Source organism: Antarcticibacterium sp. 1MA-6-2, from assembly GCF_021535135.1.
Classification (GTDB): domain Bacteria; phylum Bacteroidota; class Bacteroidia; order Flavobacteriales; family Flavobacteriaceae; genus Gillisia.
In genome coordinates this window covers 3,973,119-3,997,472 of sequence record NZ_CP091036.1, presented here as the reverse complement: position 1 = coordinate 3,997,472, position 24,354 = coordinate 3,973,119, and the positions used below count along the sequence as shown (strand labels likewise).

The 24,354-nt window shown below is 38.8% G+C and carries 24 protein-coding genes and 2 pseudogenes; 12 read left to right on the top strand and 14 right to left on the bottom strand.

Annotated elements, in window-relative coordinates; translation table 11 throughout:
- Positions 1 to 7: 7 nt before the first annotated feature.
- The 12 genes and pseudogenes from LZ575_RS20215 to LZ575_RS20160 form a co-directional block, all read right to left on the bottom strand.
- Positions 8 to 1,951 (bottom strand): TonB-dependent receptor domain-containing protein, encoded by a 1,944-nt coding sequence (locus tag LZ575_RS20215; protein WP_235326880.1) that lies wholly within the window; start codon positions 1,949 to 1,951, stop codon positions 8 to 10.
- Positions 1,952 to 1,953: 2 nt separating this feature from the next.
- Positions 1,954 to 2,403 carry a carboxypeptidase-like regulatory domain-containing protein gene (locus LZ575_RS20210; RefSeq protein ID WP_235326878.1) on the bottom strand — a complete coding sequence of 150 codons (450 nt, stop codon included), beginning with the start codon at positions 2,401 to 2,403 and terminating at the stop codon, positions 1,954 to 1,956.
- Between the two features lie 157 nt (positions 2,404 to 2,560).
- Positions 2,561 to 3,316, bottom strand: a complete 756-nt coding sequence (locus LZ575_RS20205; RefSeq protein WP_235326876.1) for a sulfite exporter TauE/SafE family protein — start codon at positions 3,314 to 3,316, stop codon at positions 2,561 to 2,563.
- A 180-nt stretch (positions 3,317 to 3,496) separates the two neighbouring features.
- Positions 3,497 to 3,940, bottom strand: coding sequence for a molybdenum cofactor biosynthesis protein MoaE (locus LZ575_RS20200; protein WP_235326874.1), 444 nt, complete (start codon positions 3,938 to 3,940; stop codon positions 3,497 to 3,499).
- A complete protein-coding gene (locus LZ575_RS20195) occupies positions 3,933 to 4,943 on the bottom strand; it encodes a HesA/MoeB/ThiF family protein (protein WP_235326872.1) in 1,011 nt (336 codons plus the stop codon). The genes LZ575_RS20200 and LZ575_RS20195 overlap by 8 nt, the downstream gene beginning before the upstream one ends.
- Complete coding sequence (locus LZ575_RS20190) at positions 4,943 to 5,179, bottom strand: MoaD/ThiS family protein (protein WP_235326870.1); 237 nt, start codon at positions 5,177 to 5,179, stop codon at positions 4,943 to 4,945. The genes LZ575_RS20195 and LZ575_RS20190 overlap by 1 nt, the downstream gene beginning before the upstream one ends.
- Before the next feature lie 91 nt (positions 5,180 to 5,270).
- Positions 5,271 to 5,879: an NTP transferase domain-containing protein gene (locus LZ575_RS20185; RefSeq protein WP_235326868.1), complete on the bottom strand. Its 609-nt coding sequence runs from the start codon at positions 5,877 to 5,879 to the stop codon at positions 5,271 to 5,273.
- A complete protein-coding gene (locus LZ575_RS20180) occupies positions 5,876 to 7,030 on the bottom strand; it encodes an XdhC family protein (protein ID WP_235326866.1) in 1,155 nt (384 codons plus the stop codon). Before LZ575_RS20180 ends, LZ575_RS20185 begins: the two co-directional genes overlap by 4 nt.
- Complete coding sequence (locus tag LZ575_RS20175; RefSeq protein ID WP_235326864.1) at positions 7,027 to 8,181, bottom strand: cysteine desulfurase family protein; 1,155 nt, start codon at positions 8,179 to 8,181, stop codon at positions 7,027 to 7,029. Before LZ575_RS20175 ends, LZ575_RS20180 begins: the two co-directional genes overlap by 4 nt.
- A 179-nt stretch (positions 8,182 to 8,360) precedes the next feature.
- Positions 8,361 to 8,678: a winged helix-turn-helix domain-containing protein gene (locus LZ575_RS20170; RefSeq protein ID WP_235326862.1), complete on the bottom strand. Its 318-nt coding sequence runs from the start codon at positions 8,676 to 8,678 to the stop codon at positions 8,361 to 8,363.
- A gap of 16 nt (positions 8,679 to 8,694) precedes the next feature.
- Positions 8,695 to 10,972: pseudogene (locus LZ575_RS20165) on the bottom strand (molybdopterin cofactor-binding domain-containing protein).
- A 27-nt stretch (positions 10,973 to 10,999) separates the two neighbouring features.
- Entirely contained in the window at positions 11,000 to 11,464 is a 465-nt protein-coding gene (locus tag LZ575_RS20160) for a (2Fe-2S)-binding protein (RefSeq protein WP_235326860.1), read from the bottom strand.
- Between the two features lie 467 nt (positions 11,465 to 11,931).
- On the opposite strand from LZ575_RS20160, the gene LZ575_RS20155 reads away from it, so the two are divergent.
- The 6 genes from LZ575_RS20155 (at position 11,932) to LZ575_RS20135 (ending at position 17,110) form a co-directional block, all read left to right on the top strand.
- Entirely contained in the window at positions 11,932 to 12,663 is a 732-nt protein-coding gene (locus LZ575_RS20155; protein ID WP_235326858.1) for an acetolactate decarboxylase, read from the top strand.
- Between the two features lie 213 nt (positions 12,664 to 12,876).
- The gene (locus LZ575_RS20150) at positions 12,877 to 13,689 is read left to right on the top strand and encodes a DUF4349 domain-containing protein (protein WP_235326856.1); all 813 of its coding nucleotides are present in this window, start codon (positions 12,877 to 12,879) and stop codon (positions 13,687 to 13,689) included.
- A 124-nt stretch (positions 13,690 to 13,813) separates the two neighbouring features.
- Positions 13,814 to 14,002, top strand: coding sequence for a hypothetical protein (locus LZ575_RS20145; protein WP_235326854.1), 189 nt, complete (start codon positions 13,814 to 13,816; stop codon positions 14,000 to 14,002).
- 925 nt (positions 14,003 to 14,927) lie between these two features.
- Positions 14,928 to 15,512, top strand: a complete 585-nt coding sequence (locus LZ575_RS22995; protein WP_255702709.1) for a Na+/H+ antiporter NhaA — start codon at positions 14,928 to 14,930, stop codon at positions 15,510 to 15,512.
- Complete coding sequence (locus LZ575_RS22990; protein ID WP_311196132.1) at positions 15,505 to 16,305, top strand: Na+/H+ antiporter NhaA; 801 nt, start codon at positions 15,505 to 15,507, stop codon at positions 16,303 to 16,305. The genes LZ575_RS22995 and LZ575_RS22990 overlap by 8 nt, the downstream gene beginning before the upstream one ends.
- Positions 16,306 to 16,369: 64 nt before the next feature.
- Entirely contained in the window at positions 16,370 to 17,110 is a 741-nt protein-coding gene (locus LZ575_RS20135; protein ID WP_235326852.1) for a universal stress protein, read from the top strand.
- A gap of 205 nt (positions 17,111 to 17,315) precedes the next feature.
- On the opposite strand, the gene LZ575_RS20130 is transcribed toward LZ575_RS20135, so the two are convergent.
- Complete coding sequence (locus LZ575_RS20130) at positions 17,316 to 17,579, bottom strand: hypothetical protein (RefSeq protein ID WP_235326850.1); 264 nt, start codon at positions 17,577 to 17,579, stop codon at positions 17,316 to 17,318.
- Between the two features lie 326 nt (positions 17,580 to 17,905).
- On the opposite strand from LZ575_RS20130, the gene LZ575_RS20125 reads away from it, so the two are divergent.
- From LZ575_RS20125 to LZ575_RS20100, 6 genes and pseudogenes are all read left to right on the top strand, one after another.
- Complete coding sequence (locus LZ575_RS20125; protein WP_235330786.1) at positions 17,906 to 18,667, top strand: DUF72 domain-containing protein; 762 nt, start codon at positions 17,906 to 17,908, stop codon at positions 18,665 to 18,667.
- Positions 18,668 to 18,839: 172 nt separating this feature from the next.
- A complete protein-coding gene (locus LZ575_RS20120) occupies positions 18,840 to 19,259 on the top strand; it encodes a DNA-formamidopyrimidine glycosylase family protein (protein WP_235326848.1) in 420 nt (139 codons plus the stop codon).
- Entirely contained in the window at positions 19,252 to 19,575 is a 324-nt protein-coding gene (locus LZ575_RS20115; protein WP_311196131.1) for a hypothetical protein, read from the top strand. Before LZ575_RS20120 ends, LZ575_RS20115 begins: the two co-directional genes overlap by 8 nt.
- A gap of 408 nt (positions 19,576 to 19,983) precedes the next feature.
- Positions 19,984 to 20,973 (top strand): ATP-binding protein, encoded by a 990-nt coding sequence (locus tag LZ575_RS20110; RefSeq protein WP_235326846.1) that lies wholly within the window; start codon positions 19,984 to 19,986, stop codon positions 20,971 to 20,973.
- Between the two features lie 559 nt (positions 20,974 to 21,532).
- On the top strand, positions 21,533 to 22,165 hold the full coding sequence (locus tag LZ575_RS20105) for a Crp/Fnr family transcriptional regulator (RefSeq protein WP_235326844.1): 633 nt from the start codon (positions 21,533 to 21,535) through the stop codon (positions 22,163 to 22,165).
- 78 nt (positions 22,166 to 22,243) lie between these two features.
- Positions 22,244 to 22,699, top strand: a pseudogene (locus tag LZ575_RS20100) (TSUP family transporter); the annotation flags it as partial.
- A gap of 37 nt (positions 22,700 to 22,736) precedes the next feature.
- On the opposite strand, the gene LZ575_RS20095 reads toward LZ575_RS20100, so the two are convergent.
- Positions 22,737 to 24,320 carry an IS1182 family transposase gene (locus tag LZ575_RS20095; protein ID WP_235326842.1) on the bottom strand — a complete coding sequence of 528 codons (1,584 nt, stop codon included), beginning with the start codon at positions 24,318 to 24,320 and terminating at the stop codon, positions 22,737 to 22,739.
- Between the last annotated feature and the right edge of the window lie 34 nt (positions 24,321 to 24,354).

Here is a 24,354-nt window from a genome sequence, read left to right as displayed (position 1 = left end):
TTCCTGCTCAGGTTGAAAGTGGCATCCCAATGAAAATTTTCGGTTTGTACCTTAGCCGGGCATTTAAAGTTAGTTCCAAACCCTTATTTTCTATAAGTCCGGCGTTGATAGTGCTGGAAGCATATCCACTCGCACCTGATACATCCAGCTGAATGATCTGGTTTTTATTTTTCTGTTCGTAGAAAGTAAGATCAAGGCCTAACCTGTTTTGGAAAAACCTTAGCTCAATACCTGCCTCATAAGAGTGGGCAAAGGAAGGTTCTATATTAGGATTATTCAGGTTGCCAGGAATAAAAATGGTAGTAGTTCCATCATAAACGGTACCTACCCCATAAGACCTGGTTGTCAAATAGGGATCAAGATCTGATCCTGCCTGCGCATAACTTGCTCTTAATTTTCCAAATGAAAGGTCCTCCCAATTTACGAGTTCACTAAAAATTACACTTCCGGAAATTGAAGGATACCAATAGGAATTGTTTTCTTTGGGTAAAGCCGATGAAATATCATTCCTTATTGAACCATCAACAAAAAATGTATCTCTATACCCTAAGGATACCATCCCAAACATACTTCGAATTTCTTTCCTTAATAAATACGAAGTAGTTTCTGGCCTGTCTATTGAAGCGTCAATGTTATAAAACCCGGGAGAAGATAATCCCCCAACAGTGGCCATGGATAACTGAGAGAATCTTCTGTCAAAAATATTGCCGCCCAGGTTGGCATTGATTGAAAACTCCTCCCACCTTTTATTATACTGAGCCAGGAATTCATAATTCATTTCAACATTCTCATATTTTCCTGTTGTAAAAGCAGGTACTCTTCTACCACCAAATGCAGTTCGGGTTTCAATATTCTGCGTATACATGTCTGATCTTACAAAGGCACTTAATTCCAGTTCAGGGAGGATCTTATATCTTAAACCTATATTTCCAAAATACCTGTTCCTTCTGTCTTCCGCAGTATTCTCATAGGCATCAAAAAATGGATTATTCCAGTATAAAGGTTCAAAATCTTCTATTTCACCTGTTGTTGAACTGGGAGTGCTTAAGTTCCAGTGAAGGTAAGTACCATCTTCATATTGATAATCTCTTAGCCTGTTCATATCAATGTTTCTTTGAAACCATTGAACGAAATACCCGGTGCCGTGCTCCGACCCCTGCTGCGGTCTTCTTGCATTGTTGGTTGCATAATTAATATTGGCAGAGGCTGTAAGTTTTTCATTAAGATCCAGGCTAGCATCAAGTCCCACATTATTCCTGCTTAAATAGGTATTAGGTTCTACCCCTCCAACCTTTGTGTCATTTAAACTTAATCTAATGGTGGAATTCTCGTTTCCTCCCGAAACCGAAATTCCGGTAGTAATATTATATCCCGTCTCGTAGTAATCTTTAATATTATCGGGATGAGGCACGAAAGGAGTTAGCTGCCCATAAGTAGGGTCCTGGGGATAAAAACTAAATACCTGCCTAACGGGAGTGCCGTCCATTCTGGGTCCCCAGCTCTCATCATAATCTACTGCTACATATGGATCCCCATTAGGAAGGGTATCAAAAGACAGGCTGGATCCTGCTCCAAATTCATTTTGAAGAGGCATGAAGTTATATGCCTCCTCAATTGCAAGAGAGGAATTAATTTGCACTCTAATATCCTGTGCTCCCTTCTTTCCTTTTTTAGTGGTAATCATTATCACCCCATACTGCCCCCTTATTCCATATAAAGCAGATGCGGCAGGACCTTTTAAAACGTTCACCGATTCTATATCACTGGGGTTTACATCCTGTCCCAGGTTTCCATAATCGGCCTGATCGCTTCCAGAAAAATTTGCATTAGAGATAGGAGTTCCATCTACTACTATGAGAGGCTGATCTCCTCCACTTATTGAATTTACACCTCTAATTTTAATCTTTTGAGTACCTCCCATACTTGCTCCTGAAGATCCTGTAACCTGCACGCTTAAGCAACCCTTCCCGATAAGGAACCAAGTACATTTTGTTCGTTAGTAAGAATTAGATCTTCCCCCTCTACTTCCTGGGTTGCGTATCCTAAAGATTTTTTGTCCCGCGTAATTCCCAGAGCTGTAACAACCACCTCATCAAGACCCTCCAAATCCTCTGTCAAAGAAAGATTGATAACCGATTGATTACCGACCTCAACTTCCCGCGAACCGAAACCCAAAGATGAAAATACCAAGGTTGCATTTTCGGGAACGGTAAGAGAAAAATTCCCGTCCATATCGGTTATAGTGCCCTGATTGGTGCCCTGAACAATTACATTCACTCCGGGCAGGGGCATTCCATCTCCGGCAGAAGTCACCTTCCCCGATACTGTCCTTTGTTGAGCGAAGGTCAGGCTAACTGTGAGCAATAACAAAATAGTTGTAATTACCTTAAAATGTTTTTTCATACTCTGCTTGATTTTGAATTTTAAACATTAATTAAGAAAGTGTTAAATATAAATGTAAGCTTTATTTTGAAAAAGGGAATAGTAGAAAAGTAAGTAAATACTCACATCAAGGTTCAAAAAGTAGTAAGTTTTTAGAATTAAGGAGTATGAAATTACTCTAAATCTCTATTCCAAACCCATGCTTTAAAATTAGCCGTAGACCTACGTAAAAAACAAGAATTGCAGTTAATATACCCAAAAACCTGAGGTTAAGTTTTTTGCTCGAAAGGTAAGATCCTATTGTTCCTCCCAAAATCACAGCTACAATAAGCTGCAGGATAAGGTTATAATTTATCTCAAAAGTTCCTGCAACCTGTAAACCAATCAGCCCGGCCAGAGAATTGACTAAAATAAATACTGATGCCAGTGCTGCTATGATGCGAGGATTTGCCCAGTTTACAATGTTCAGGATTGGAGATAGAAAAATGCCTCCGCCTATCCCTGAAATCCCTGAAAGCAATCCTACCATACCTCCCAGGACATATTTTTTAGGATTGGAAAAATCCCGGGAATCGAGCTTTTTCTGAAGATATTTAAGCAACAGGAATAATCCGGAGAGAATGAGGGCAGAACCCAGTATTAAAAAAAATAACTGTTGGGAAAGTTGGAGTTGTGCTCCCAGGAATGCCAATGGGATACTCGAGATCACAAAGGGCCAGAACAATTTAAAACTAAAGATATGGTGCCTTATAAACATTATAGTGCCAATGCTCACCACACACATATTCAGCACCAGTGCTGTTGAACGAATTTCATAAAAATCGGTTAGAAACAGGCTCAAAATAGCCAGATAACTCGAACCACCCCCAAAACCAACAGAACTATAAAATAAAGCGATGAAGAAAAATATGATCGGCAGATATTCTATAGGCATATTGGGAAATTAAAAAAAGAATCTGTGAGTTCCCTTTTTGGGATTAAAAGTGTAGCATGCCTGCCGTTTTTAGCGCCTGTAGTTGTATTTGAAAATATCATTCTAATTTTCATTTTTGATCAGGTCTCGTATGCCATACAGATTTTCCCTCAAAGGTTTAAGAATAGAGTTCTCCTTTGTTTACCTGTTTACTTTCCATTGATGAGTTTCATCCCCAAAGATCTCTTTTCCAAAAATGGGGACTTTGGCTTTAATTTCCTCTACAAAATAATTACAGGCTTCAATGGCAATTTTCCTGTGTGCAGAGGAGGTAAAGACAAATAAACATAGCTCCCCGGTTTTTATTTCGCCCAGGCTGTGATAAATATGCGCACAGGTAATATCAAATTTTGAAAATGCAGCCTCTCTTATTTCGTGAAAAACTTTTTCGGCCATTTCTTCGTAAGCCGTATACTCTATTGCGCTAACCTTTTTACCCTTCACCTCATCTTCCCGGATCTGCCCCAAAAAGATACTATGAGCTCCAATATTGGTCTTGGATTGATGACTTGCAATAGATTGTGCAATTTTTTCCGACGGAATTGCCCCCTGTACGAATACTGTTTTTGCTTTTTTCTTATCCATGAATTATAGTTTCTATTCCTCCCTCCACATTTTTAAGATTTTGAAAACCAAAATTCTTCTGAAGCATCTCAATTGCCCTCAGGCTTCGTTTTCCTGACTGGCAAAAAACCAGCACTTCTTCAGTCCCGGGGATTTCCCGGAAGCGGTCCTGGAGTTTTCCCAGTGGAATTTGGATCACATTTTCTGAATTAATCCTTGGTTGCTCAAAATCTTCCCGAACATCCAGGTAGATCGTCCCTTTATCTCTTACTTCGCAATCTATGTGTACAGGGATAATTCCTTTACTTCTGATCTTTTCGATCTCCTCCGGCCTCTTCTGAATATTCAGCACCTGTTCTGTCCCCGTTAAAACATTTATCAACTTTAGTTTTTCTGAAAGTATACTGCCAACTCCAAGAATGATTTTTAGTACTTCCGCTGCCTGAAGCGTTCCTAACAAGCCGGGAGTCACCCCTAAAACATCGGTTGCTTCACAACTCACATTTTGCCTGGTGGTTTTTGGGAAGAGACAACGGTAAGAAGGTCCATCCTGATAGTTGAAAACCGACAGTTGCCCTTCATTTTTATAGATCGAGGCATAAATCCAGGGGTTTCCTGTTAATATGCACACATCATTAATAAGGTATTTTGTTTCAAAATTGTCTGTTCCATCTAGGATCAGGTCGTATTGCTTAAAAAGATTTTCAGCGTTTGCAATAGTTAAAGCCTCTTCAATAGCAATAAGTTCGATCTCGCTGTTTACATGTTGCAATTTGTCTTTTGCTACCAAAGCTTTGGATTTGCCAACATCAGCTTCATTGAAGAGAACCTGCTTGTGTAAATTGGTAATAGAAACCTTGTCATGATCCATTAAGCCAATTTTACCTATACCCGCACCTGTGAGGTATTGTGCCGCAGGACATCCAAGGCCTCCCACGCCAATGATCAAGACGCTCGCATTCTTCAACTTTTCCTGTCCCGAAGAACCTACTTCTCTTAATTTAATTTGCCTGTCGTACCTCATCAGCCTCCTGCGAATGGCGGTAAAAAAGCCACCTCATCACCTTCTTTTAATTCCACTTCAGTATTCAAATTTTGATTTACCGCCAACTGTACAGAATCTGGGTCAGGGATGTTGTAGATTTTTATCTGCCTGTTCTTTAACTGCGTGGAAAATATTCCTTCATCCAATTCCAGGGTTTCCTCATTTTTACCTGCGGCTTCAGCAAGCATTCCAAAATATTTTATTTTTATTTTCATCAATTTTATTTTGTCCAAAACTTCCGGAATCGAACCGCAAATTTTTACTTCTGGTCGTATGCTGTTGACGGCCTGCAGCATCATGCTGTTTTTATGACCTTTCCATTCGTTTTAGTCGTTCCACATCTTCCCGGGTATCTACATCAAAATTACCACCTTCAAACTTTATAGTTTCAAATTCTCTTTTCCCGTCGAGGATCAGCTTTTTACCTCCCTGATCTTTTTTCAGCTTTTTTAATTCTGAAAAACATTCTTTTGAAAAAATTGCAGGAACTCCCAGCTCTCCTGCATATTCTGAAAACGTTGCCTGCTTCTCAGTCTTCAACTGAACATTTATCAATTCCTGGATTCTTTCTCGGGTTATAAGGGGTTGATCTGATAACAGGATAAGAATATAATCCAGGGCTTTTTCAATTTTTTCTGCTTCAAATATTCCTTTGCTAATGCTGGTACCCATACCTTCTTTCCAGTCTTCATTTATGGCCACCTTAAAATTCCTGATACTAACCTCCTTTTTAATTTCTTCAGCAATTGCCCCCAGTACTAATATCCTGCAGTCAAATTCCAGGGAACATGCTATACTAACGACGTGCTGCAGGAGTGGAATACCCCGAAATTCCACCAGCTGTTTTGGATAGCCAAGGCGGCTGGAAGAACCTACTGCCAAAATTACAACTCCTATTTTTGCTTTTTCCCTCAAACCCGAATTTGTATAAATTGATCCTCTATTCTCTCATGAATAGGAGAGGATTTTTCCCTTAAGGGTCTGGCACTTTTTTCCATCAAAACGGTCTGTATTTCTGCCAGAATTGATAACCCGATCTCTGCCGGAGTCTCTGCTCCCATTTCCAGCCCAACCGGAGCATAAATTTTATCAAGGATTTCAGCTTCCAGGATAAAGCCTTCTTCTTCCAGTTCTTTCAACATTCTCTGGTACTTTTTCAAGGGACCAAGAATACCAATGTACGGGATCAGCTTTTCGGCTATAAGCAGTTTTAAAACAGCGAGATCATAGTTGTAATTATGGCTTATTAATACGAAACAACTGTGATGATCCACCTCTATATTTTCAAGCATTTGCTCCGGCTTTGAGACAATGATCTGGCAGGAGGAGGTAAAACGTGTTTTATTAGCGTGAGTAGGCCTGCCATCTGTTACTACCACATCCCATCCCAGCAATTCGGCTTGTTGTGCCAATATCTGCGCGTCATTTCCCGCGCCCACAATTACAAGTTTTACCGGGGGCTGATAATTTTGAATGAAAACATATCTCTTTTCCTGCCCGGTCAGGAATTCAGCAAAATAGTGATTCTTATTAGTCAGGGAAAGATAAGCCTGCTCCCTTATGATTTGAAAAATCTCTTCTTTCGGAATTCTTCCAATAGTTTCTGAATTTTCGGAAATTACCAATGTAGTTCCCGGCTGATCTTTTGTTTTTATCAGGTTAAATTGAACCACTATAGCCACAGCATCTTTCTGCTTTATTACTTTTTTCAGTAATTCACAGGGGTTAAGTTCATCCTGATAATTCAGAGGTTCAAACACCACCTGGATGATTCCGTTACAGCCTAATTGTGCTCCAATTATCGCGTCCTCTTCATCACTAGTATCGTAAGTTATTAATTTGTTTTTTTGTTGATGCAGGGCAAGAAGTGCTTTCCTTAAAGCATCTCCTTCAAGGCAGCCTCCACTAATGGCGCCCGTAATGTTACCATATTCATCCACCAGCATTCTCGCACCCGCTCTGCGATAAGAAGACCCTGCTACATGCACTACTGTGGCCAGCACACCATCAATGCCTGCACTTTTCAAATGCTCATATTCAGCAATTATGGAATCTAATTCTCTCATACCATTGTCTTCCTTAATAAGCTGGAAATGTTGGTAATCTCTTTAACCGCAAATTCAATCTCTTCCCTGCTAGTGTACTTTCCCATACTTATCCTAAAGGAGGAGAGCCCCTGTTCATCGCTTAAACCCATTGCTTTTAAAACATGGGAAGCCTGAATTGTATTGGAAGTACAGGCCGAACCTCTTGAAATGGCAAGGCTATTTAATTTTCTCAACAATAAATTACCGTCAATATTGTCAATAGAGACATTGGTTGTATTAGGCAGACGATCTGCGTCTTCGGAATTTATTTTTGCCCCCTCAATATTTTTAAGTTCTTTCTCCAGCTTATTTCTCAACTTCAGGATCCTTTCGTTCTCCACCTCCATTCCAAAAAGAGCAATTTCAGCAGCCTTACCAAATCCTACTATTCCGGGAACATTAAGAGTACCGGGGCGCATTCCTTTTTCCTGTCCGCCGCCAAAAAAATAAGGATCTATTCTTACAATGTTATTTTTATTGATATACAGGGCCCCCACTCCTTTAGGACCATAGATCTTATGGGAAGAGAAAATTGCTAAATCTAAATTTAATTTTTCAAGGTCTACAGGAATTTTACCCACGGCCTGGGTTATGTCACTCATCAATTTCACATTTGCCGAATGAACTATTTTTTCAATTTTATCCATTGGGTGAATTAATCCGGTTTCATTATTTGCCAGCATCAGGCAAACCAGGATAGTTCGTGAATTTATAGCCTCTTCTAATTGTTTTAAGTCAATATTTCCTTCGGGATCCACTTCGAGATAAGTAAGCTCAAAACCTCTTCTTTCCAGCGCTTTCATAGAGTCTAGAACCGCTTTATGTTCAGTTTTGCAGGTGATAATGTGATTTCCTTTGTTTCTGTATCTTTCACAAAATCCGAAAAGACCAAGATTAGCAGCTTCAGTAGCCCCGGAAGTAAAAGTGATTTCGGAGGGCTTACAATTTACAAGTCCGGAAATTTGCTCCCGTGCATTCTCAACCGCTTCCCCTGCATCCCAGCCAAAAGCGTGGTCACTGACAGCATTTCCAAAATTTTCGGAAAAATAGGGCAGCATAGCATTAAGCACATCCGGATCTACCGGAGTAGTTGCGTTATAATCGAGATATATGTTTTTTCTACCTGGCATTTTCGTTATATATTCCCGTATATATCGGTTTGTATATCGGGATTCTTAAGTCATCCTTACGTGCCTTCAGGATCAAAAGGTATCATACTTCAACTAAATTAGAAGCTGAAGAAAAGTTTAGCTCGATGAATCTATCATCTTCAAATGACCTTATTCATTACTATAAAACCCTAATGAATTCATTCTGATGCTCGAGCACCTCCTCTATTTTTTTCTGGAAGCTTTTCATACTCCTGCACAGCTTTGATAGCATGGGGAGTAATTTCAGCCCCTCCTCCATGTTGCCCACCTTTCTTCAAAACAACCCAGGGTTCTTCAGAATGATTATTTAATCTCTGGACCAGATCCCATGCTTTTTTATAGGACATATTCATTTGCCCGGCAGCCTTTGAAAGCGAACCCTCCTTTTGAATTTTCCGAATCAATTCGTGAGGTCCGGGACCATAAAATTTTTCACCATCTTCTTCTACCCAACACTTGAATTTGATCTTCTTCATCGCAAAAAAGAGCGTGTTAGGTTTTAATCTCCCTGCTTTGATTTTGTAATTCGGGCAAGAATGGTTGCTTATATATCCTTTTCCCTGTGGCTTTGTATAGAGCATTTGCCAAAGCTCCCTGTACGGGAGGAAACGGAGGTTCTCCCAATCCTGTGGGATCTATCCCATTGTCTACAAAGTGAACATCGATCTTTTTTGGGGCTTCCCTATGGCGGATAAGCCTAAGTATCAAAATTCCTCTGTTGTGGTACTCCATCTTCAAAAGTTAACTCGCTGTATAGAGCGTGGCCAATACCATCTATGGTTCCACCCTCAACCATATTTTTAGCAGCATCAGGATTTACAACAATTCCGCAGTCTACTGCACAGGTGACCTTATCTATTACGGGTTCATTATTTTTCAAATTCAATTCCAGTACCTGTGCCACATAAGAATCATGGCAGTAATATGCTGCAACACCCTTGTTGGAAGATGTACTGTTGCTGTCCCAGCCCGCTTTATCCCTAACCAGCTCTAAAACTCCTGCATACCGGGCAGGGTCATAATCATTATCTTCTCCCACAGGATCATTTTGGGCACGTTTCAGCAAATCAAGGCGAAATTGAATAGGATCCTGTTCCATTTCTTCAGCCAGTTCATCCAGAAACGACTGTTCTGCCCCTGCAATAAAATTAGATCTGGGAGCCCTAAAAGCTCCTATAGAAATATAAGAATCTACAGTCCAGCTTTCAGCCAGGTAATTTTCTACAGCTCCTGCGGGAAAACGATTGGCAAAAAGTGGACTCTCGTTTATTCCTCCTGCATTCACATGAAAGGCGGTAAGATTGTTATTCCCGTCCAGTGCAGCACGATAGGTTACCTTATAAGCCGGGCGATAAACTCCATTGGTCATATCATCTTCACGGGAATATACCAGTTTTACCGGGGCACCTACTTTTTGCGAAATTACAGCTGCCTCTACCAGGAAATTTCCATAGAGACGGCGGCCAAATCCTCCTCCCATCCGGGTCATTTGAATATCTATATTCTCAAGCTCCAGTCCCAGGCGTTTGCTTACACTTTTTTCAGCAAACTCGGGAGTTTGGATGGGACCCAACAATTCAGCTTTCTCACTGGTAACATTGGCAAAAAAGTTCATTGGTTCCATGCAGTTGTGCGCGAGAAAAGGGCAGCTGTAGGACCTTTCAATTACCCGTGCAGCATTTTTAAAAGCCTCTTCCGGATCACCATCTTTTCTAATAATTTCAGAATTTTTGGGACCATCTTCAGCCATTGAGGAAGCATGATTTTTAGAATTCTCCAGTCCGCAGTATCTATCATCGCTTAATGATTTCTCAAGGATCTCAATTTGTTCTGTGAGTTCAGGTTTTAAGTCCCACTCTACCTCCAGGGCTTTTTTCGCCTGCATCACCTGCCATGTAGATTCTCCTACCACAGCTACTAATTTGGGAAAAGCAGTGGTATCACTCCATTCCCTTTCCATATCATCGGGATAGGTATTAATGGGGAAAACATCCTTAATACCAGGCATTCCCTTTACCCTCTCCGGATCCATGGATTTAAATTCCATTCCAAAAGCTAAGTGGTTGCACTATCATAGCAATTAACATATCATTACGATGTACATCCAGCCCATATAAGGGTTGTCCAGTAACAATTTTTTTGGCATCAACATTTTTACGTGAAGTACCAATTATTTTGAAATCGGCATTATTTTTAAGTTCCACCTCTTCCGGAATTTCCAGATCTGCAGCCGCCTTGGCAACCTCTCCGAAACCAACAGACCTGTCGCTGCTTAAGCGTGGCTAATAATTCCATTTTCTACTTTTAATTCACTTAGAGGCACATCCCATTCATTTGCCGCAGCTGTAAGTAACATTTGCCTGGCAGTGGCTCCTGCCATTCTTAACGGCTCCCAACCCTGGCGTATGGACTGGCTTCCTCCTGCGAGTTGGCGGGTGAAGACATCCATGTTAAGAGGCGCCTGTTCTACGATCACATTGTTCCAGTCTACATCCAGCTCCTCAGCGACAAGCATGGGCATGGAGGTCTTTACGTTTTGTCCTATCTCGGGGTTTGGAGAATAAATTGTTACCACTCCATTATCCCCAATTTTAAGGTAGCCATTCATTTCAAACCACTTGTCCGGCATTTCCAGGGCAATTTCTGTGGAATTCTCTTCGGCTGCACGTTTACATGCCATCCAGTTAAACCCGATCACTAATCCACCTCCCGCAAGAGACATATTCTTGATAAAGGATCTCCTGCCCATTCCTGTTTTTATTTTACTCATTTTTTCCGGATTTAAATCAATAGACCATTAAACTATTTGTGAATTTGCAGCGGTTTTAATAGCAGCTTTAATTCGGGTATACGTCCCACAGCGGCAGATATTACCGTGCATGGCATTTTCAATTTCAGCATCGCTGGGATTAGGATTACTCTTTAGCAGGGAAGCGGCGGACATGATTTGTCCTGCCTGGCAATACCCGCATTGCGGTACATCATGCTCCAGCCAGGCCTGTTGAACCGGATGATCCCCGTTTTCTGAAAGTCCTTCAATAGTAGTTATTTTGTTTTCTCCCACAGCCGAAATTGGAAGCTGGCAGGATCTTATAGCAGAGCCGTTCATATGAACAGTACAGGCACCACATTGGGCAATTCCACAACCGTACTTTGTTCCTACTAATTTCATATGGTCCCTTAAAACCCAAAGCAAAGGAGTATTGGGATCTACATCAAGCCTGTGGCTTTCTCCATTAATGGATACATTAAATTCTGCCATGATTAAAGATTTTTCTAAAAATAATGAAACTATTAAAGTAATTATAAAATTTAACAGCAAAGGATTGACAATATATTATTCTGCAGCAATTTAGGAACTCAAAAATTCTTAATGGAGACGTGGTAAATCTGGTTTTACCCGGAAATGTTGCAACAATTATGACTAAGCAATGGAATATACACGATTAATAAGGAAGAAGTGCAACAGGTAGGGATTGAACCAGATATAAAAGTTGAAATTCGGATACAGGATCTTAAGATTGGAAAAGATGTAATTTTAGACAGGGCAATTGAAGCAGTGCAATAATAAAATCATACTACAATCTGCCTATATATAGTTGCCTGCTTTTCTCTATTTTTGAAATCTTGTAGATTATCACCAGTGTTTTGCGCGCAAAATTCACACTTAACTCGAGCCTCAAGAACTGCCAGTAGGCAGGACGACATAATAAAAACTCTATACTTAAAATGACAATAAAGAAATTAAAATGTGGACTACTTATCCTGGGAATAATGGCTTGCAACACAAATAAAAAAGACAGCAATGCGACAAACACAGTAACCTATCCAGATATTAAAATTGTGGGAGCAATGAAAAACGTGATGTGGAAAGGGGAATTAGATAGTAGTATCGACCTCAATTCTATCTCCAACAAAAACGGGCTTTACGGTCTTGGTCCTATGAGCTATTTGAGGGGAGAAATACTAATTAATAACGGCAAAAGTTATGTGTCAAGAGTAACATCGGATTCAACAATGACCGTTGAAGAAGAATTTGAAGTTTCTGCACCTTTCTTTGTTTATACCAACGTCAACGAATGGATTGAAGAAGAGTTGCCTTCTAACATAAAGACTATTCCCGAGCTGGAGCAGTACATTGATAAAAAAACAAAAGATTTTAAAAGACCTTTTGCTTTTAAACTGGCGGGACAGGTTTCAAATGCACTTATTCATATTCAAAATTTACCACAGGGAACCCAGGTCTCATCACCAACCGAAGCTCATCAGGGACAAATCAATTACCAATTAAAAAAAGAAGATGCAGAAATAATAGGATTTTTCTCCACAGGGCATCAAGGGATTTTTACACATCACGATTCTTTTTTACATATGCACTTGATAACTACAGACGAAAGAAAAATGGGACATTTAGATGAATTAGAAATTGGAAAGATGACTTTATACCTTCCGAAAAAATAAAAATTAAATTTCCCCATGGAACGTCATACAAGTTTACAACCTAAATGAAAAACTTCCTTTTCACTTATATCCGACGGCGCGGATTTATAATCCGTGCCTGGACTTCAAATTTCTCTGAGCAAATTCACCAGCTTACTCGTCCCCTATATTCAACAACTATTGAACCTTACCCGTCAAAATAGGAATGGCTCCTTATAACTAAAATTAAAATAAATGAACCTGAAAAAATTCCTTGTACTACTTTCATTTATCGCCTTCCTGAGCTGTGATAATGCCAACCGTTCCATATCTAAAGCTGAGAATTTGGGCGAAATGAATATGGCAGATGAAGAACAGGCCCTCACGGCTACCCAATTAAAAACAGATCCGGCAAATGAGGTAGAAAGGAAGTTCATCAAGAACGGCCATATAGATTTTGAAACTGAAAATCTCAATAAAACCCGGGAAGATATTTATAAAGCCATAGATAAGTACAACGGCTATATATCTTCTGAAAATGAATATAAAAATTCAGAAGAGATTAGCAGCAATTTCGTAATCAGGATTCCGGCAGATAATTTTGGCAACCTCATTCGGGAATTAACTATGGGAGTCAGGAGGTTTGATCGGAAGGACATTTACCTTCAGGATGTCACAGAGGAATTTGTTGATATTGAGGCCCGTTTAAGGACCAAGAAAGAACTTGAAAACAGGTATCGGGAAATATTAAAAAAAGCCACCAATGTTTCTGAAATCCTGGAAGTTGAGAAACAGATTGGCGAATTGCGGTCAGAAATTGAATCTATTGAGGGAAGATTGAACTATTTACAAAACCAATTTTCTTTATCTACCCTCACTGTACGAATCTATGAACCAATATCTACCCAGACAGAATTCGGTAAAAAATTCAAAAACGGATTTAAAAACGGTTGGGATAAATTGATACTGTTTTTTGTCCTGCTGGTCAACATCTGGCCTTTTATATTGATTATTTTTGGAATTCTCATTTTGATCAGATATTTCAGGAAACGAAGGAGAACTTCCTGATAACCCCTACGGCGCGGGTTTGTAATTGGTCCCATGGATCTCAATTCTGCTGCAAAAAATCTCCCGGCTTCTCACCAAAATGCTTAACAACTATTGCTGATTAAACACATACAATATACAAATAATGAAAAACCTCCTCCTGCCCTTTTTCTTCATTACCAGCCTAAGCTTTTCCCAGTCAGCTAAAGAAGAACTGTTCAGGCAGGACGTCGCTGCTTTGGTGGAGGAAATGGAGTTTATGTACGGCTATGACCAGCTGCTGCGGGAATACCTCATCTACAAATCTTTCAACAAGAGCGAAACCGACAGTTAGAAACCCTTGCTGACAGCTAGGCAATGTACTGCTATGAAAGATCGAAAATTTGTCAATGACAGCCTGAGTGATCGCATTTACCGGGGATACATTAACCCAAAGATGCCCGGCACACCGAAAGAATGATCGAGATAACGAAGAAATTCGGCTTCCCGGGTTCAAAAAGGATAAGGAAATACTACGACAAAGAATCTTCAGACCCTGAGTTTCATCCCTACATCCTCCTGGTGCACGCGCCAAAATCCTAATGGAAAGAACTAAAGCTACTAATGAAAACTGAACTGGACGAAGGTCGTATTGACCGTTGCACCTATGGTCATATGTTATGGCATTTCACCGGACGCCAAAGTTTTCAGCCACTGCTGGACAACAGTTTTGTGATGGAGGAAGTAAATGGCCGCACAAATTTGAAATCTACCTGTGAATAGTCGTAGGAATAAACTTTCGGATTTTTCATTTTAAACTATTGAAAGTCAGAACCTTTCTTATTATTTTAGATTAAAATTTAAGAGGGGTAAGTAGGGATACTTCTCATTTCATAAAGCAGGTCGTGGGGGGATGACCTGCTTTATTTTTATGCTTCCCTGCATTACATTCTTCCTGTAATGATAATTTGCTACAGGAAAATCCTCTTCGATTCAAATTGAATAATTTGGAGCCGCCCGGGGGCGTGGATATACAATCTGTACTCCCCGTTACAAATTAAGTGTTTCCGGATGTAATTTATGCCCCTTCTGATCGTACTCCTATTCAATATTTCAATCAATTCTGGTACTGTTTCATCTGAATTTATGTATTCTTCCAGCCTAGCCCATATCCCATCATTTTTCTAAAAAAAATGACAAAGGTCATATCGGTCTCCATTGGATTGCATTAAATTTAAAGCTAATTAGGATTTAATTGTCACCTTTAATAAGGACTTTCAATGAAGAAGAATCACCTTGACCTCTACCTGTTGCTTCCTATTAAAGGTTTTATTGAGAAACAAACATCAGTAGGTTTGCTCTTAATATTTTCGGCTTTACTTGCTATAGTTGTTTCTAATTCCCCCTGGTCAGATGTTTTTATCACGCTTTGGGAGAAAGAAATCTACGTAGGATTTGATGACCTGGTAATCAGGAAAAGTTTGTTGCACTGGATTAATGATGGACTTATGTCAATCTTTTTCTTTCTTGTTGGCCTAGAACTTAAAAAGGAAATAGTATTTGGGGAGTTTTCAGACTTTCGACGGGCCACCCTTCCTATAGCAGGGGCCGTGGGTGGAATGATAGTACCTGCCTGTATTTATTTTATTTTTAATAATAACACTCCCGCAATTTCAGGATGGGGAATCCCCATGGCAACTGATATTGCTTTCGCTTTGGGAATACTTTATTTGTTAGGAGATAAAGTGCCCTTATCCCTAAAAGTTTTTTTGACTGCTCTTGCTATTATAGATGATATTGGAGCAGTACTGGTAATTGCTGTTTTTTATACATCTGATATTTCCCTGGAAAGTTTAGCTGCTTAGCGGGTTTTTTCTTTTTATCCTTATTGTTGCTAATTACATAGGAATAAGAAATACCCTATTTTATGCAATTATGGGAATTGGTGGGCTTTGGCTGGCAGTCCTGCTGTCGGGAGTGCACGCAACTGTTGCCGCAGTAGTAGCTGCTTTTGCTATACCTTCAGGTAAAAGAATTAATACTCCTTTATTCATTAGAAAAGCAAAATTACTTTTAAGAGATTTAAATTTTCTGAATAAAAATTATAAAGGTTCTAAAGAAACTGAAGACAAAATTTCAATAACCATAGAGAAATTCTCTTCCCTGGCTGATGATGCCACTCCTCCCCTTCATCGCCTTGAACACGCTCTTCACCCTTTTGTAAGCTTTATAATCCTGCCTCTATTTGCCTTTGCCAATTCGGGTGTAGCCATTTCTTCAGATTTCTTCACATCATTAATTAGCCCGGTAGCCCTGGGAATTACTACCGGGCTGGTTATTGGAAAATTTTTAGGAATTGCTTTGTTCAGCCATCTAATGGTAGCTTTTAAAATTTGCAGACTGCCGCAAACTCTCAACTGGAAGCACATTTATGGAATTAGTTTATTAGGTGGAATGGGCTTTACCATGTCGTTATTTATTACAGAACTTGCTTTTAGTAATGAACTATTTTTATCGCAGGCAAAAATAGGAATACTCACAGCCTCTCTTATCGCTGGCCTGGCAGGTTTCCTTTACCTTAAATTATTACTTAACAAACCTGAATCTCTTGTAAAACCTAAAACAAGAATGGTAAAAGAACCTGAAAATGTTTTTTAGCTTCTATCGATAAGTAGTACTGAACAATGGACTAAAGAAGGGTTAAAAATTAAAATATCCCGTCATGAAAAATATCCTTTTACCCACAGATTTTTCAGCAAATTCAAGAAATGCAATTGTTTATGCACTACATCTATATAAAGAGGAAGTATGCGAGTTTACCTTATTACATTCCTATGAGGTAGACGGCTATCTTGAAGGAAGCAGCCTTGTTCCAATTCCTAATGCTAAATCTTTTTCAACTAAAAAAGAGTTAGTTGAAAATGAATTAAAAGAGTTCCTGGGGAATTTAGTTGAGGAGCACGTAAATTCAAATCATAGGTTTCGCGTTTTTACAGGGAATTTGGCGTTAACAGCCTTTATAAATAAAACCGTCAGATCCTCTAACTGTGATTTAGTTGTAATTGGTACGCAGGGAATTACCAGCTCAGCCAATGTTGCATTTGGAGCTAACACGCAAAGGATTATAAAAAAAGTTACCAGCTGTCCCATTTTGGCCATTCCTTCTCACGTGACATTTTCCAAACCCAAAGAAATAGTTCTGGCCTCAGGTTTTAAGACTGTACCCCGACCAGAAGATTATGTATTTATCAGTAATTTAGTTAAACAGCATAACTCCCAATTAAAGATTTTATTTATTGACGATGGTGGAGGTTTAAGTTCCGGACAGGACAAAAACAAAGAGCTTTTAATGGAATTATTAGAAGACACTCCTTTAAGTTTTCATTCCCTTACCCATGTTCCAATACCAGTAGGCGTTTATTGCTTTACTGAAAGCCTAAGCAAAGTGATATTCTGGCTTTAATAAACAGAAAACATAGTTTAATAGAAAACATTTTATTTGATCCTCTTTCTGCAAACGTAGGTAACTATTCTACTATCCCTGTCCTGGTTATTCAACGACATTAATTTCAATGGGGCGGTTTTGCTAAGCCTTTATACGGTTTTATAAAATTAGATTATCAAAACATCGACGGCAGTCGCAATGTGCTGGAGCTTATAGAGCAGAATTAATTAAAAATTCTTTCAATTCGATCGGCCTTCTGCCTGAGAGAGTCTAAGGTTGAAGAAGCATTATTAATAATGGAATCGGCTTCTTTAATTTTCTTACTGGTTTCGGGTAAAATGGAATCTAAATTAGTTACTCTTTCAAGTCCGTCAGTTACCATTCCATCGAGTTCGGTTGCTTTTGTATTAATTTCCCTAAATTGTTCTTCAGCCTGCCTGCCATACTCACAGGATGCCACAAGCGCTCCAATTAAAAGTACCAACACGTAACTCTTTTTAATCTTTTTAATCACTAAAATTTTAATTTATTGAAGTTTCAAAGGTATTGAATAAATACAGCTAAAGCACAAACTTTAAGACCTAAACTGATGGCGCGTATTTGCAATCCGTTCCGTGCCACATAAAAACAGTTTTTCAAAGAAATAATTCCCAACTTTATATTAAACCGCTTCTTCTTACCTTCATAAATACTTAATTTGACATTGACAATTAAAAATATAAGATATGGAAATCCTGCCCGGAGCTTCAGTAAGGTCCTTAGCTAATTTTTTGTTCCCGAACCGGAAGTTTCCAGAAAAGGTGAAAGCTTGTGATGAATAATCCTCCTAATTATCCGTATCAATTCTACGGTGGTCTTAGCGGCTTACAACTTCCTATTCCCAAGTATTTATTTCCACCTCCTTATGAAAATGCAAGTAGGCTCACCTTTTATTCATCCCATTTTAATAGCATAGAATTCAATAGCACTTTCTATAAAATTCCGCAACCTTCTACAGTCGCTAAATGGGCAGCATCAGTTCCGGAAGATTTCAGGTTCAGCTTTAAATTGTGGAAAGGAATCACTCACAACAAGGGTTTAAATTTTAATGATGAAGATATAGTTACTTTTTTTAATTCGGTAAATTCTGTAAATGAAAAGAAGGGATGTTTGCTTATTCAGTTTCCTCCGGGTCTAGGGAGGGAGTACCGCGCACAGTTGAAATATTTGTTAAGCTGTATTATGGAATTGGACCCTATACAAGACTGGAAGATTGCTGTAGAATTTAGAAATACATCCTGGTACCAAGACGAGGTTTATGATCTGCTGAATTTTTACAAAGCCACAGTGGTCATACAGGACATTCCAAAATCTGCAACGCCTATACTGGATCAGGACTCCAAGCATCTTTACCTGCGCTTTCATGGCCCCACAGGTAATTACCGGGAGAGTTATCATGAAGACTGTTTAAGGGATTACGCATCTCTTATTTCTCAATGGAAAGAAGAAGGAAAAACTATATATGCATATTTCAATAACACAATGGGCGACGCTTTTAATAATTTAAAAAGCCTGAAGGATTTTGTCAAGCATTAGGCTATAGATTACTATAGATTATAAAAAATAAGGAGCCAGGCCAAAAGAAAGAATTAAGGAAGTTATTGCTTCAAAAGTATAATTAAAGAAATGAGACTCACAGGAGTAAGAATTTAAGAAATCAATAATAAGGTAAAACCTGCAGTAAAAACTTTAATAAATTATAAACAAAATGCCAGAAGGACCTTCAATATTACTAGTTAAGGAAGCGGTTGATAAATTTACTAGCAAGGAGATAATCGACGTGAGCGGGAATAGTAAAATTGAGCAAAGTCGTTTGCTTAATAAAACGATCATCAATTTTAAAAGTTGGGGAAAGCATTTTCTTATTTGCTTTGAAGGATTTACCCTAAAAGTCCATTTCTTAATGTTTGGCAGTTATACCATAGATGAAAAAAAACCAGACAGGGCAATAAGACTTCACCTGAAATTTGAAAATGGAGAAATAAATTTTTATACCTGCTCAGTCAAATATCTGGAAGGTGATATTAACGAACATTACGACTGGAGTGCAGATGTAATGAGTGACCAGTGGGATAAAAAGAAGGCAAAAACTAAATTAAAAAAAAACTCCCGAAGCCCTTATTTGTGATGCTCTTTTAAACCAGGAAATTTTTGCGGGAGTTGGAAATATTATCAAGAACGAAATTCTATATAGGGTGAGGGTGCATCCTGAATCTTTGCTAGGAAAAATACCCAATGCAAAGCTCAATAAACTCATCGATGAAACCCGTATTTACAGTTTTGAATTTCTGGAATGGAAAAAGGCATACGAGTTAAAAAAACATTGGCTGGCACATACCAAAAAAATATGTTTAAGATGTGATCTACCAATAATTAAAAAACAAACAGGAACTAAAAAACGCAGAAGTTTCATCTGTACCAATTGTCAAAAATTATATAATTAAAATTTCCTATTACTCGTTTTAAAGAAACAAACGAGGGTAAATCTGGCTCAAACCTCAAATGATTTAGAGATTCATAGCATACATATTTTAATTAAATTTTTTTTGAGATAATAAAATAATCTTCTGTGTTAAAATTAAATACCTGTCAATTATAAATAATTTTTTGAAAAACCGAAAAATTTTACCTTTGTCTACATTGATTCCTAAGGTGGAATAGGAATTCTTGGATTCAGGCCCATTTCTATGATATATTAGCTACCATCCTCCTATGTCAAAACAATCTAAAAAAGATATCCTACAACTAAGGAATCTCAATTTCGACCTTGCAAATTATTTTTCCAATACTATCATACCTCAACTGTTTGTAGATGCAGACATGATTTTGAGAATATTTACACCACTTAAGCTATGGTGCAATTCTCATTGTCCTATGACGACATTGGAAGAAATATTGAGGATGTTAAGGATAACATTCGTTATCCTACGATCGTAAAAAACATCCAGGAGGTCATAAGCACTCATCAGGTTTTTGAAAAAGAAATTCAAACAACCGATGGCAACTGGTTTCAAATGAATATTGTTCCTTATGTGAACCACGAGGATGATAGTATTAATGGGGTCATTATGACTTTTGTGGATATTACGAAGCGGTTAAATGTTATAAAAGAACTGGAGAAAATAAATGCTCAACATCAGGTTTTAATGTATGCATTATCTCATGACGTAAAGCAACCTATTTCTACTCTAAAACTTCTTTCCACCGGGCTTCGGGAAACTTATAAAAGACAGGACCAGAAAGGCTTTAACTTAATGTTGGAAAGGCTGGAAGCTACTTCTAATGGAATTGATTCCCTATTGGATGAATTTACTTTTAGCGGGGAAGCAAATCAAAAGAACGAAAACACAGTGGACATTAGAACCATCTGTCAGGATGTTCTGGATGCTCTTCGGGAAGAAATCCAGCATAACAGGATTAGTATTACCAGGGATTTCGAGGCTACCACAATTTTATTTCCTAAAAATAACCTGAGGAGCATAATTTATAACCTATTGCACAATTCTATTAAATATAGGGATCACGAGAGAGCTACACAAATTCATATTAGTACCTTTAAAATAAATGATTTTGTGGTCTTTAAAGTGGAGGATAACGGGATAGGTGTTGCTGAAGAACATCTCGAGACCATTTTTCAAAAATCTTCAAGAATAAATGAAGAGATAGAGGGGACAGGAATGGGATTGTATATCATCAAAAAAATGCTTGAATCTAACCATGGTCGAATTGAAGTAGAGAGCAATTTTGGAAAAGGCTCCAGGTTTGAGGTATTCTTTAGGGATGACCATAAAAACGGCACCTCTTTACCTCTGCACTCCTCCCCGGCTCATCAAAATCTTTAAATGAGGCTTTGGTTGGAAGGGTGATAAAAGAAGTTAATTCTTACCCTTTAAAGGAAACTGAGCCTGCGAATTAAAATACTCATCATTTCTGAAGGTTTTATTTGCGGAATTTTCTCCCTATAACCTTGAGATTTTAGATTTTCTAAATTGCCTTAGCTGGTTTAACACTAAGAATAATCATAAACAGAAAATTGAAGTTTAGGACATTTTATCGACAGAAGAAATACCACCTACCAGCGCACTTAGAGAATTATATAATTAACTGGTATAAACTACCTTACTTTTCCTGATTATAAATCAATTTCATTTTATGTAGAAGTTTCTCTCAACTTAAACCTCACACTAATCCAATTTCCGGAACGAAGATACTTCCACTCTCCCAGGTAGCCTGGTTATCTCTACCACGAACATCCCACTAAGAGGTTCTTCTCATGGGGCAGAATGTAAATTCTGTTATATATTTTTTGACCTAAAAATTATGAAGCCTGAAATGCTTTTATTCCTCGTATTTTTTTCAATTCCTTATATAACTTAACTTAGAGCTGAATAAAAACAGGATATGCTACAGCAACTAAAAGATGCCTACGGATTTATTTTTGAAGAAGAACTAATTTCTGAAATTGAAGAAAAGGGAAGTTTAAGATCAGTAAAGGGAGGTGAAATAATTATGGACATTAATGATTACATTAAAGCCATGCCTTTGCTCTTAGAAGGTGCTATTAAGATCCTGCGTGAGGATAGTGAAGGCAATGAGTTACTATTGTATTTCCTGGAAAGGGGTGACACCTGTGCGCTTACCCTTTCCTGCTGTCTTGGACAAACTAAAAGCGAAATAAGAGCAGTAGCCGAAAGAGACACTACTTTTATTATGATTCCCATTACTAATATTGAAGACTGGACAGCCAAATATAAGAGCTGGCGCAATTTCATCTTTGAAAGTTATCATTCAAGGCTTACCGAAATGCTGGAAACAATAGATACCCTGGCATTTATGAATATGGACGAACGCTTGTTGCGTTACCTTCAGGATAAAGCAAAGATTAACCAATCAGAGAAACTTCAGGTTACCCATCAACAGGTCGCATACGACTTAAATACCTCTCGAGTCGTCATTTCAAGGCTGCTTAAGAAACTTGAAATAGAAGAAAAAATAATACTTCAGCGAAACTATATTATTGTCCAGGACTTGTAAAAACAAAGAAATGTAACTTTTGTTACTGCCCGGCAAGAGGTACCAGATTACTTTTGCTTCAGAAATAAAAAATAAGATTTGGAAGTATTAGATCTTTTAGGATATTTGGGTGCCTTAATAATAGGGATTGTTCTCGGCCTAATTGGAGGTGGAGGCTCAATTTTAACGGTACCCGTTCTTGTTTATCTCTTATCAATTAACCCGGTAACGGCTACCGCATATTCATTATTTGTAGTTGGTGCCTCCTCTTTGGTGGGAGCAGCTAATAACCTGAAAAGAAAATTAGTTGATTTTCGCACTGCTGCCGTATTTTCTATCCCTGCTTTTATTGCTGTTTACAGCACCCGGAAATTCCTGCTACCTGCAATTCCTGAACATTTATTTACCCTATGGGAATTTGAAATAACAAAACCTGTGGGGATAATGTTATTCTTTGCTGTTATTATGATTGTAGCTTCTATTTCTATGATCAGGAATAACGGGAATGAAGAGCTGCAGGAAACAAAGGTAACCGTTGCACAAGCCTATAATTTCCTCTACAAACAAGATTTCCTATTATATTTAAAGCTTTTTAAGCAAGTGATGCTCTATTCACAAACACTTTTTGGGAAGAAAAAAGGAGGATCAAAACAGCTTGAAAAGCCATTAATTCAGCTTTTATAATAGAAGGAGCGGCGTCTTGGCATTTTTGCAGGGCATTTGCCCCGGACTTGACTTTCCTTGTGGTAAACTTCAGGTACTTCTTCAGGTTATACGCAATGGCGGCCAGGTGCATACATTTGTTGGCCTGGCGAATTCCGATGGTATTTACTTTTCTTAGTCCCAGGAATTCTTTAAGGGTACCAAAAACGGGTTCTACCGTGCCTTGTCGTTTGCCTTTCATATAGCGGCCACGCCTGCTTTTTACCCGTTCAATATTTCTTTCGTATTCTTCCCGAAAGGCGGTAATATTGATCCTTTTTTCGTGGCTCTTGCCAATGCAGGCTTTTTTTATTGGGCAGTCTTTACAATCTGCTCTTGTAGTAAAATAGTTATCCTTTAAGTTTCCATTCTCCATTTTCTGCTTCCGGAAGGTTACCTTTTTTCCTTGCGGGCACAGCCAGTAGTTGCCCTCTTTAAAATATTGGAACCCTTCAGGTCCTCCTTTGTAAGTGCCGTGTGGTGGAATATAGGGTGTAAGACCTTTATTTTCCAGGTATGCATAATTCTCCCCACTGCTATAACCTGCATCTGCCAGCAGATTTTCCCAGATCAATCCTTCCCTGCGTAAACGCCTGTTCAATCTTGTAACAGTATCCTTTAAATATTTTGTGTCTTTCTTATCTGCATGGTAGGCCTGTACATCTGTTATTACGTGGGCTTTAGTATCTACGGCTATATTGCAGAGGTAGTTAAGTTTCCTGGCTTTTCCGGGTTTGACACTGATCCTTGCATCAGGATCTGTGGGGCTGTAGTGGGTTTTGTTGCTGGTATATTTACTGCCTTTGTTCTTTGCACCGGGTTTCATATCCTGGTCCTTACTCCATCTTTTATTACGGCTCTTAATTTCCTGTAATTCTTGTTTACTGGCGGTAATTTCCTGTTGTTCTTTAGGGGCTTTGTTCTCTTTGGCTTTTCGGTCCCTGCTGCTTTGCACACGCAGCTTTGAGAGATGCTCTTCAAGATCTTCTGCCGGGACTTTAAGCTCCAGGCTATCCATAGAAGCATTGGCTTTAACAGGAGCTGAATCAATGGCTTGTGTATGCCCGCTTACCAATCCTGCTTCTACACATAGTTTAAAAACCCGGGTGAATACTTCCTCAAAGACATCATCGGTAAAAAGCTTTCGGGTACGGCTTATGGTGCTGTGCCAGGGTAGTTCTTCATCTACATCATACCCAAGGAAATAAAGGATGTCCAGCCGCATTGCACAATGATCCATTACGCCACGATCTGTAGTAATATTCTCAAGATATCCCACCAGGCAGATCTTGAAATACACCACGGGGTCGATACTTTTTTGTCCGCTCTCCCCATAGAACTGGTGGGTGAGTGGATAAAGGAAATCCAGGTTGAGAGCCTCTTTTAACCTGCGATAAAAATTTTCTTTTGGGATTCGATCACTTAACCTAAAGGAAGTGAAGAGTTTTTCCTGATAGTCTTTTTTGCCTTGCATTCCATGAAATTACCTAATTTCGGTAACTTGTGCA